Source organism: Paenibacillus haidiansis, assembly GCF_036553665.1.
Taxonomy (GTDB): Bacteria; Bacillota; Bacilli; order Paenibacillales; family Paenibacillaceae; genus Fontibacillus; species Fontibacillus haidiansis.
Genome location: NZ_JAZHPZ010000012.1, coordinates 46,204 through 57,459, shown reverse-complemented (window position 1 = coordinate 57,459; position 11,256 = coordinate 46,204). Strand labels below are relative to the sequence as shown.

The 11,256-nt window shown below is 38.5% G+C and carries 12 protein-coding genes; all 12 read right to left on the bottom strand.

The features are described 5' to 3' along the window. Position 1: 1 nt before the first annotated feature. Positions 2-1,831: a sulfatase-like hydrolase/transferase gene (locus V3851_RS19840; RefSeq protein WP_331848300.1), complete on the bottom strand. Its 1,830-nt coding sequence runs from the start codon at positions 1,829-1,831 to the stop codon at positions 2-4. 25 nt (positions 1,832-1,856) lie between these two features. Next, entirely contained in the window at positions 1,857-2,861 is a 1,005-nt protein-coding gene (locus V3851_RS19835) for a UDP-N-acetylglucosamine 4,6-dehydratase family protein (RefSeq protein WP_331848386.1), read from the bottom strand. 153 nt (positions 2,862-3,014) lie between these two features. Next, the gene (locus tag V3851_RS19830; RefSeq protein ID WP_331848299.1) at positions 3,015-4,868 is read right to left on the bottom strand and encodes a motility associated factor glycosyltransferase family protein; all 1,854 of its coding nucleotides are present in this window, start codon (positions 4,866-4,868) and stop codon (positions 3,015-3,017) included. A 145-nt stretch (positions 4,869-5,013) separates the two neighbouring features. Continuing rightward, a complete protein-coding gene (locus V3851_RS19825; RefSeq protein ID WP_331848298.1) occupies positions 5,014-5,352 on the bottom strand; it encodes a hypothetical protein in 339 nt (112 codons plus the stop codon). 17 nt (positions 5,353-5,369) lie between these two features. Beyond that, positions 5,370-5,741, bottom strand: coding sequence for a flagellar export chaperone FliS (fliS, locus tag V3851_RS19820; protein ID WP_331848297.1), 372 nt, complete (start codon positions 5,739-5,741; stop codon positions 5,370-5,372). 13 nt (positions 5,742-5,754) lie between these two features. Beyond that, a complete protein-coding gene (gene fliD, locus V3851_RS19815; RefSeq protein WP_331848296.1) occupies positions 5,755-7,266 on the bottom strand; it encodes a flagellar filament capping protein FliD in 1,512 nt (503 codons plus the stop codon). A gap of 15 nt (positions 7,267-7,281) precedes the next feature. Then, positions 7,282-7,674, bottom strand: coding sequence for a flagellar protein FlaG (locus tag V3851_RS19810; RefSeq protein WP_331848295.1), 393 nt, complete (start codon positions 7,672-7,674; stop codon positions 7,282-7,284). 127 nt (positions 7,675-7,801) lie between these two features. Further along, positions 7,802-8,557, bottom strand: a complete 756-nt coding sequence (locus tag V3851_RS19805; protein ID WP_331848294.1) for a flagellin N-terminal helical domain-containing protein — start codon at positions 8,555-8,557, stop codon at positions 7,802-7,804. 166 nt (positions 8,558-8,723) lie between these two features. Further along, the gene (locus V3851_RS19800; protein ID WP_331848293.1) at positions 8,724-9,572 is read right to left on the bottom strand and encodes a beta-1,6-N-acetylglucosaminyltransferase; all 849 of its coding nucleotides are present in this window, start codon (positions 9,570-9,572) and stop codon (positions 8,724-8,726) included. A gap of 25 nt (positions 9,573-9,597) precedes the next feature. Beyond that, the gene (csrA, locus tag V3851_RS19795) at positions 9,598-9,825 is read right to left on the bottom strand and encodes a carbon storage regulator CsrA (RefSeq protein WP_331848292.1); all 228 of its coding nucleotides are present in this window, start codon (positions 9,823-9,825) and stop codon (positions 9,598-9,600) included. Then, positions 9,819-10,265, bottom strand: a complete 447-nt coding sequence (gene fliW, locus V3851_RS19790; RefSeq protein ID WP_331848291.1) for a flagellar assembly protein FliW — start codon at positions 10,263-10,265, stop codon at positions 9,819-9,821. Before fliW ends, csrA begins: the two co-directional genes overlap by 7 nt. A gap of 76 nt (positions 10,266-10,341) precedes the next feature. Beyond that, entirely contained in the window at positions 10,342-11,247 is a 906-nt protein-coding gene (gene flgL / locus V3851_RS19785) for a flagellar hook-associated protein FlgL (RefSeq protein WP_331848290.1), read from the bottom strand. Positions 11,248-11,256 lie beyond the last annotated feature (9 nt).

The following is an 11,256-nucleotide window of genomic DNA, read 5'->3' as shown; positions in this document are numbered from 1 at the left end:
GTCAGTTAAGCCCCTTACTAATGAAATTTTTATAGTGTTCGGTATTATGCAAATTAACTTTAAGGTACTCAATCCTCTTTTTGCTTTCAGAACTGGTAATTAAATTTTTTTCTTCATTTGGTAAGTGATAGTATTCTTCTGTACCATTCCCATAAAGTACGTATTTATCATTTATACCTCTTACTACGAAAAAACTATTTTTAAATTTTTGGCCTAGTGCTTTTAAAAACATTTCGTTTTGAGTAAATGTCGGATTCAACAATTCCTCTCTAAACATATAAATCAGTTCAGTATTGTTGTTTTCATATTTCAACTCTCTAAACAAAAACTCAGAAAGCTGCTCACTTAATTGTGACATACTAAACAAGTCCGTAATCTTTCGAGGTTCAATCTCTTTTCTGTAAAAGATCAACGGTACTTTAATTACTTCGTCATACCAAGTAAATATATGTCCAAATGCATTGTGCTCACCAACTGCTTGTCCATGATCACTGCATATAACTAAAGATGTTTCTGCGGGTATAAAATCCATAAAGAACTGTAGCTGCTTGTCTATGTACTCAACAGTTTCCTGATAGCGAATCCTATAATTATCTATTGAATATTCGCCATCACCCAAATTCACATAATACCTAACCGCACTATTTAACAGTATAGAGTTTGCGTGATATCCACATAAATGCGGAACATGAGCTTCACTTATATGAATCAGAGAAAAATCGTTGTTTTTCTCATTAAGTAAATCGCATAAATAATACCAAAAAACAAGTGATATAGGCAGATTAATTTTCCCATACTCTCTTTTCTTATTTCTTTTTAAAATCGCTTGTTCAGTTCTATTATCACTCCCAAAAAAGTCCAAAACACTATAATTCTTGATTGTATATTTTTTTTCGAATAACCCCCGTAAAAAACTACTATTATCCAACTCGAAACCATACTTTATTTTCTCATCTCTAATACTTGTATCTATATCTCCAGTGAACATTGAAACTACGCTTGTATGAGTGTAGGTAGAAGTACTATAAGCGTTTGTAAAACTTATTGCCTTTTCCTCCAAGGCTTTTAAATAAGGCATATCCTCCTGAACATCTTGATATCTAAGTGAATCAAGTATGAGAAAAGCCATATCTTTATTCTTTCTATGCTGTAAGCATTTTTTTAAATTCATAAGAAGTTGGTTCAACTCTATTAAAAACTTTTCTAATTTATCGCAATTTTCAAATTGGTTATTAATATATTCATTTATGAACTTCCTCGCATATACAAAGTCTCTTATGTTCAGGTATTGCTTTATCAACTCTAATAAATAACGTTCTTTCTCTGCTTTAGAAACTCCCTCTCTGTACTTACTTATTAAGATATTAATCCCGATTTTCATACCATTATGATCATAGAATGGAATTTGCATTTTAGGTAGACCTTCATACAGGTCAATAATTAGAGTACCTGAGCCGAGTATCATTCTTATTTCAGAACTTATCTCATCCGCATACGCTACAGAAGAGATAATGACTACAGAGGGCTTTATTATCTTTAATTCTTCTGGAGCCCCTATTGTGATTCCCTTTATACTCTGCCCTTGTAATTCGACATTGTTATCAACAATACAATACGTCTTCTTTGTTAATTCAGGAATAAAACTCAAAAGTTTTCGGGTATGTTCTCCCCCGCCCCAAACAACCAATTTTTGTTTATCAATATAAGGTATTTTAGAATAATTGTAGAAGACAATATTTTCTAAATAAGATAAATTGTTATTAATATTCAGGCTATATTTCTTTAATAAGTTAGTAATAATATCTTCAAAATCGGCTGCTTGTTCTACCATTGATATGACATCCCTTCATAAGTTGCTAACTAAGTAAATTCTCTTCTTCTAGCCACTTACACAGTATTGACTTTTTTACTACCTCAAACTTAAATAGATTATCATTTTTCATTTCAGTTCCTATTTTTTCACCTTCCATAATATGTCTATTAAAAACAGGCCTAAGGATATACAAATTGTTTGTTTCTATAGCAGTTATAACCTCCTCTGCCGATAGAAGTTTCTCAACCATCTTCTCTCCAGGTCTTAACCCAACAACTTTTATTTTAATTTCTTGCTTGATTTTATACTTTTTCTTCATGTAATTAATTATTACTTCCGCCAAGTCAGATATTTTCACTACTGGCATTTTCAAGACGAACACCTCACCCCCAGATGAAAGGGAGTTCGCTTCTAGAATCAACTCAATTGCTTGTCTAGGGGTCATCATAAAGCGTAACATATCTGGATCAGTAAGTGTTATTTCAGCTCTATTTAAAATTTGCTTTTTAAATAAGGGGATTACCGAGCCCCTAGAACCCATAACATTTCCGAATCTCACCGAAGCAAACACCGTGGACTTAGGCCCTTTCTGATACTCTGCTGCAGAAATAAGCTTCTCTGCAGTCAGCTTAGTTGCTCCATACGTGTTCGTTGGAGAAATAGCTTTATCTGTACTTGTAAACAGAACCTTCTTAACATGATTGTTAATGGCTGCTTGAATTACGTTCTGTGTGCCGATCACATTCGTTTGAACGGCTTCAAAAGGATTATACTCACAAGCAGGTACATGCTTCATTGCCGCGCAATGAAACACATAATCTACATCTTCCATTGCCCGGGACAATCTTTGTGAATCTCTTACGTCGCCTATTAAGAAACGCAATTGTTGAGCATATGGCTGAAGTTCCTGCGCCATTTCGAACTGCTTGAATTCATCTCTGCTGAAAATGCGAATAACACCTGGTTCTTCCTGCAACAAACGCCTAACCAGATGCTGACCTATTGTCCCAGTCCCCCCGGTTATCAAGATTTTCTTACCTTTATACATACTCACGGTTAATCCCCCTATAAATACAATTGATCCAACGATGGAGAGCAAGCCGAATATAATTGTTCATTTTTTAGTGGAATCAGTTCATCAATAACTCACCTAAGTACTTATCTTCTAAAAAAACGAATCATAATATATCCACTAAATTGATCAAACTGGAATTCGATTTAATGCATCATGTAAAAGTTTCTCTAATCTCGGAATAACCTCTATCATTTCATTGATGAGTTTCCCAAGATAAACCTCAAAAAGTTTTGCCTTCTGTACCAATTTTCTTTCTTCCACGATCAACGATAAATGGTTATCAAAGTACCGAAGTTCGGTTGGCAACAACGGTTCAAACAAAATTTTGAATAGTACACTGCTCACAACGGAAGACCATTGATCCTCAATGGACATCATGGTATTCGAACATTTCAATGGGTTTATACGACTAAGTCCGGCTAGTTTCCCTAATAGTTTTTGTATATTTCTCAACTTATGATAGATATCTTCAAGTTCATTAAATGTTTCCGTTAATTTATCCATCACTTGTTTTCTTTGACGTTCATTAATAGCAGTATCCCTCTTGCCCTCTACCACTTGTAAAATGCTGTCTGGCGATAACTTAACTTTTCGTTCCCATAGTTGTTCTAACTGCTCTAATGACATCCACTCAGTCCCTTTGATTATTGCTCCTATTTTTGAGGTATTTATAAAGTGAACATCCGAATATCGAGAAATCACTTCTTCCATATTACTTTGAAGAATTCTATACGCATAAGTGGTCCTATTCATTCCTCCATTTACGTTTTTGACTAATTCATTGGCACTACTCACTTTTTCATGAATACTCTTTTCACGAATATGAATCACACCCTCGGCATAATGCTTTTCTTCCGGAAAAGAAAAATCCTGTCCGGTCAGGGCAATCTCCCTGCACCCCATGTACACGGCAGCCTGAAGAGCTACCCCGCTTACTGAAGCGAGCGAACGAAATATCGGAGTATCTGTGTCTGATTCCATAAAAAATTTGGTGATTGGATCCGTATCACTATGGGCAAATAGTTTTATTGCATTCACTTTATCCGTTACCCGATAGTTTGTTGTTGGTGTATATAACATTGGAATTTCCAAAGATTCAGAAGTTCGAAATACATTCTCCATAACTCTCCCCCCATCAACAGCAACAACTAAGTGGGGACGGATTCCATGATGCAGCAATGCCTGGATACTGGAGCCCGCGGAAATTATTAAACAGCGGTTCTTCAATTTACGAATATTTTCAATATCTTGTTGAAGTGAAGGTCCTGAGCCAACAATGACAGCAGGCACCCCCGAAAAAGCATCCTTTAGCTTCGCAATGGAAGGTGAGGACAGATTGGTTGCTAAGTGATTCATTCGATTAAGCATCCAGATATCTTTAAATTGCTCTAGCGTCTTCTGATTCACTTGATACTCCGCCGCTATTGCGGGGATTTGCTCCTTTAGACTTCGAATACCTTCCGATTCTTGCTTTTGATATGAAGGTATCGTTAGCATTGCAAATGTATCTTTGGCGAGTGTACAAAGCGGATAGATCAACTGCCGTTTTTCCTCCATTGAGGGTCCAACGGCAACAGCTTTGACGTTTGGATGATCCAATAATCCTTGAAGGTTTTCAGTCATTAACATTGTTTTAAACAAAGAAATGTTAGGTTCATAAACATATATCCATTTATCCGGATAGTGCTCCAGAAGCAATCGGAGATGGTACCCTAAACCAAGCCCATACAGCAGAATGTGATTGTGTTGCTGCATTTGCTCCGCAATGGATTGAATCCACAAAGCCATCTGAAATAACGCATTATCCTTTTCATACAACCAATATTCTCCCGACATTTCAGAATGAAGCAGGACATTTCCCAGCCCGTTCGTCATCTCGGTACGTCGCTCTGCTTGTATATTATCTTGGGCTTGTAGCATTTGATAGATGTGTTCGTATTTATTTTTGAGTAAATTTAAATTCGTACTCGTATAGTCCATAGATCTTCTCCGTTCGCATACTCAACTTCTATATATTATATCGGTCACCTTCAGCCTTTCTATGATAACCAATAGTTGGTTATGATACAAAAAAAACCGGAGCAGTATCCCCTTTGAAGGAGATAGATTCCGGTTTTGAATTTAATTAGTTCTTCTTATCGAAAAAATAACTGTCAGCTGCATAATTATTTTGATATGCTATTTGTTGTCTTTTGATCTGATTATTTCGCTCTAACCAATCGCTTGCGTCATCTCGCAGTTGATACATCCTAGATAGAATAGGTTTATCCTCTTTCAATATCTCTGCGAGAGCTTTTTTTTGATTGGAATTTAGTGCAATGGATGCCCCTTCTGCAACGATTTTATCGACTAACTCTTGTCGTTCTCCAACAAAACGCTCAACTTCTTCAAACTCAAGGTCAACTGAATGATCCAGAAAATCTTTAGTTATTTGCTCCAACTGCTTAAGCAATTGATCTATCATTATATTTCACCCTTAGATTATATACTTACACGTTTACTCGCCTCTGTCCATGCTTCTTTCATTTCTACCAAATAATCATAAACTTCCTTCGCAAAGTGTGTGTTTTTCTTAACATTCGCTTGTATCAATTGGTAAAGCATATAATCATAAATTTTTAATAAATCATTGGCTATTTGGTAATCAAAATTAAGCGATGCAATGAGTTCATTAATTATGGCCTGAGCTTTGACCAAGTTATTGTTGGTTTTCTCATAGTCCTCCTGCTCCATGCCTTCAATCCCCAATTTCACAAAACGAATCGCTCCATCATACAGCATGAGCAATAATTTGGCGGAATTAGCTGTTTGGGCTTGGGTTTCTTTATATTTATCAAAAGGGGATATTACCAATTTCCTCACTCCTCTAACTTAAAAAGCTGGACAAACTGCCGGATTGAGCATTATATTTATTAATCGCCGTCTCCATTGCTGTAAATTGTTTATAATAGTTAGTTTCCAGTCGAGTCAATTTATTCTTCATATCCTTAATCCGATTCTCGAGATCCCTGCTCTCCATTCCCATTGTACTGGATGCCAAAAACGAACTATTCAAATCACTGCTGATTCTGGATGTTCCCGCTCTTTCTGCGAGACGATTAAGTCCATCATTCAGCAAATTGCTTAAACGGTTAAAAATACCCGTGTCCTCATTATATTGTATGCCTTTTTTCTTATCTTCCGATGTTACGGATGTACCGACCCCGGAGAAAAAGCTGATTACTTGATCCGCATTGAGCTCAATCATCTGTCTTAGCTGATCTTCATCCTCAATAACCAGCTTGCCGCCTTCATTCCATTTCCCCGTGGATATCCCTAAGCTAAAGATTGAAAAGTCGCCTTCCGCAGTACTAACCTTACTAGTTAAAGCCGTTCGCATTCCACTGACGACACTGGAAATAATATCGTCTCTCTTGAGCATCCCGCTCTGAGCCTTTTCTGTCCAGAGCTTAATATCGTCTTCCGACATTTCCGCCTTCTGGTCATCCGTCAATGGCGCATAATCACGATAACGCTCTTCATTTACCGCAGAATTCATTGCGCTGATCAAGGTATTGTAATCCGAAATAAAGGATTTCACTGCATCTACAAGTTTATCTGTGTCGGGTTTTGTTTGAATATTAACTGTACCCGTTCCTTTTAGAATGATCTGCATTCCGTCATAAGTAATCACGTTAGAATTGTTTGGATCTATTTTTACGGCACCGTTAGCAATGAGTTCCGTTGAAGAAACCCCGTTTATAGAAAACTCAGGATCACTTTGAGTTATATTCTTTACTTCACCTTTACTAAGCAAATTATCTGATATTTGAATATCGCTGCTAGCACCAACTATTTTGGAAGTGATGACCAGTTTTCCAGTCGCGCTATCAAAGGTAGCATTAACCTCGCTTCCGGCTTGTTTATTAATTTGAGTTACAAAAGATTGAATGCTCGTATTCGCCGGATCTGAAATAACTACATCTTTACCATTGATTACTATAGTAGTCGAATCAGTGGTTCCCAACACATCACTCATCAAACTATCACGCGTTTTTCCGGCAAACTTAATTTCTGTCCCTGCGGCCGTACCTACACTCGTTACTGTTACATCGATTGGCAAATTGCTTGCGCTATTCGAAGCCGAGACGCTGACTGCTCCAGTATCACCCGTGATCTCAGCTTTTTTAGCCTGCATGGAAAAGGTGCTTTTGAGACTGGAGAGCTTATCATTAATAAAGCTTACCATCTTGGTGCTTTGTTCACGATACGCCTCTCTTTTCCAATCCAGAAGTTGTTTTTGCTGATTTAATTTATCTAAGGGAGCGCGTTTGGCTTGCATTAACTCTTTTACCATACTGTCAATGTCTAACCCTGAAGAAAATCCACTAATTCTCACAATTTCCCCTCCTAATTATACCTTTTCGTCGATAAGAAGGCCGGCTATTTCCATCATTTTAGCGGCAAGGTCCAACGTCTTCTCCGGTGGAACCTCCCGAATAACTTCGCCAGTATCCTTATTCAGCACTTTCACCATAATGGCATGTGTTTTATCATGAACTGAAACTTCTAACATAGTGGAAGGACCCTGCATGGCTTTTAAAGCACGTTCAATAGCCTGAATCAGCTGCTTTTCGCCAATGGATACTTTGTTCCCCTGGTTGATCGCCGTCTCTACTTCTTTTCTGCTCATCTCGGATGTATTCAATGTAGGAACAGCATTTGCAGCTGCCGATATTCCGGTTTTATCAGTCTGTACAGGACCTGTTACCGGTGAATTCGAAGTTGCTGATCCCGAAATGTTCATCGATACAACCTCCGTTTACATCAAGATTAATTTACTCTATATATCGGCAGTTTTTAAATTCAATGTTATAGATAAAACGCAAAAAAAAGAGCCGCCCGATTGGCGGCTCTTAATGATAAGCGAAAAATTAACGCAGCAAGGAAAGTACGCCTTGCGGTTGGGAATTGGCTTGGGACAACATAGCTTGCGAAGCTTGCAGCAGGATGTTGTTCTTCGTGAGAGCAACCATTTCCTTCGCCATGTCCGTATCGCGAATACGGGACTCGGAAGCAGTCAGGTTTTCTACTGTAGTACCCAAGTTGTTGGATGTGTACTCCAGACGGTTTTGGTAAGCACCAAGCGTACCGCGAGCCGTTGCTACGCTCGTAATTGCTTCACTGACCGTAGCATGGTCGGTAGCCGACAAGCTAGTGAAGGAAAGAGCCTCAATAGCAATGGAACCACCATTGTCATTTGTAGTAATACTGATCGAGCTAGTAATATTAACACCGTTAAATTTTGTATTGCTGAGAATGTCGTTGATTTGCGACTGCAGTTGTTCCAACTCGGAATCGATGTTTCCTGTATCAGTGGATTGATAAGTTCCGTTTTCACTTTGAACGTTCAGTTCTTTCATCCGAACGAGCATAGCACTTACTTCGTTCAATGCACCTTCAGCGGTTTGTACAAAAGAAATACCGTCTTGCGTGTTCCGTTGCGCTTGTTCCAAACCGCGGATTTGGCCGCGCATTTTTTCGGAAATCGACAGGCCGGCTGCATCGTCAGCAGCGCGGTTGATGCGGAGACCGGAAGACAATTTCTCCATGTTCTTGCCTGCAGCTACGTTGTTCAGACCCATATTGCGATGAGTGTTCAATGCGTTAATATTGTGGTTGATAATCATTGATAATTTCCTCCCTGAAATTGGATTAGCCCACGTCCTTGTGGTGATCGGTTTAAAGGTCGGCCGCCCGGTTTAAACCTTTCTATTCGTTATATCGGAAGTCCTACTCGATTATTTTAGGGATTAACACATTTTTTTAAAAAAACTTTCGTGGTAAGGCAAAGAATCATTTAATTCCAAGCGTATGTTCAATAAAATCCAGTACCTTAGAATCAACGGATTCATCGAATTTTCTGGCAAATAATGCATCACTGTTAAACAAACTATACAAATAATCCATTGTTATGATTGCCGGTCTATATAAGGCGTGTTCATATTCTTCCATGTTAATAAATCTATGGTAATTATTAATATGCGTTGTTTTAAAGTCACTGTTTAAAATAAGCGTTTGAAAGAACGCTTCATCGGGAATAAGGGTATATCGGAAATAATCCTGCATATCAAATGATAGATAGGAGGTTGTCGCATATTCGGCAAATGAACGGGTAATCATTTTCCATTGGGAGCCGTAGTGAGGCTCAATATGAGGAGCAAAATATTCCTCGAAGGGCTTCCGTTTCCCCATATTCAGTATTTTCCCGCAATCTTCCACGTGATAGTGGTTCTGTGTCAACTCCAATTGTTTGGGGACCGATCTTGTCGGTTTCGATCTCAAATAGTTTGATCCTATCGATTTTGACAAAAAATCTTTAACTTGCTGCTGCTTGACTAATGGAAAATCTTGTCCACTTAGATTGATGTAGTAATCCCACTCCATATCCCAGTTGAGTAAGTATGTCATAGCATCAAGTTCAGCTTGTACCAGCGACCATCCGCCCCAAGACAGAAATCTGGGTGGGAGAATTCGAATATTGGGATTACTATCAGACAAATTATAAGCAAGTTGATGGAGCTCCGCATCCGCTCCCGAATCGATGTGAATAAGATAAATATTGTCCTCTGCATATACGGCATTTAGCAGCCTAAGCAGCATGTTAGGCTTATGGTGCGCCATAATGAAATAAGCAATTTTCACATTTCATTCTCCTGACAGTCACATCTTATTTTTCTTTCCAATCGTTTAATTTTTGCAACAGAGCTTTTCGGCCACTGGAGGCTTCAACATTACTTTTCTGAATGGCTATATAAATTTCTTTCCGGTGAATCTCGACATTTTTTGGAGCTTGAATTCCTAGCTTTACGGTATCCCCTTCTACCTCTAAAACAACAAGTTCAATATTATCGGATATTATAATCGATTCGCCTTTTTTACGACTTAGCACTAGCATGAACTGTCACCGCCCGCCGTTGTTCTTCCCCCTAAGTGAAGAAAATGCTTGGTTGTATAATTGCTCCTATTCAAAACAATTTGTTTACCAATTCTCTCCTCTACATTAAATACAAGAGGAGCCATCAAATTGGTTGTAACCTTGGTTAATTCGTCCCCCCAAGTTACAATCGTCCGCACGGCAACTTCACTCTCACTATTAATATGGAGTTCTTCTAGATCCGTATCGCTTAATTCAAACTCATAGTCAGGAAAAAATGAAAATGGGTTAATAATAATAAAGGCTACCTCTTCTTCCTCCATGGACTGGAGAAACGAAAAGTGCTCGTCGTGACGAAAAATCGTAAATTCTGAGTATTGTTCAAATCCGGGGATCCCTTTGCGGAATGTGTATACCTCATCTTCGCTTACCTTCACTTCACTTTGGGCTTGGGTGACCATTTATCTGGTTCCTCCTTATATTAAAAAAGCCATGAACCTTTTAGTTCATAGCTCCATTAATAAGCAGTATATAATGTTAGCTAATAAAATTCACCAGGCTCGGAGTAATAATTTTTGCACCGGCCGATAAAGAAGCCTCGTAAATATTAGAGGTTACATTTGCCTGAATCATCAGTTCGGCAATATCCGCATCCTCTGTTTTAGACTGGAGCTCAGTAAGACTTAAATTCTCGTTGCTTAACCGATTTTGCATCAATTCCACACGGTTCGTACGAGCCCCTGTTTCTGCATGTACAGATACCATAGTATTCAAACGGGAGTCAATATTCTCCAATTCACTGTTGATATCGTCAAAGCGGCTATTTTTCAAAGCATCGGATAATCTGTCTATAATGCTGAACACATTATCCGTATCATCCTTCCCGCCAAAAAAGTCATTTCCCGAGGTATTGATTTGGAAGGTAACTCCTTGTCCCACTGTGTATTCCACACCTTTGGGATCGGTAACTACGGATGCATAGGAATCCGGATTATTAGAATCATAAGGTTTAATATCGTAGGTTTGCCCGTTAAAAATATATTTCCCGTTAATTTGGGTGTTTCCCAAATCGCCCAATTGTTCTTTGAGTTCCTGAATCTCCGATTCGATACTGCTTAACGCACTTTCCGGATTTGTCCCATTACTTGCTTGGACCACAAGTTCTTTGAGCCGATTCATTACTTCTTCTGCCTGGGACATCACAGAATCAGTTGTATCCAACCATCCAAGAGCCGTATCCACATTCCGGCTATACTGATCGTTCGCTGACAATTCGGAACGATAGCGGAGGGCATAAGTCACTCCAACAGGATCGTCAGAAGGCTTGTTCAGTTTCCGTCCGGTGGATAGCTGATTCTGCTGTTCGGACATTTTGTACAAATTTCGATTCAAATTACGAAGAACCTGAGTGCTCATCATATTTGACGTAACGCGTAGTGCCATAAATTATTC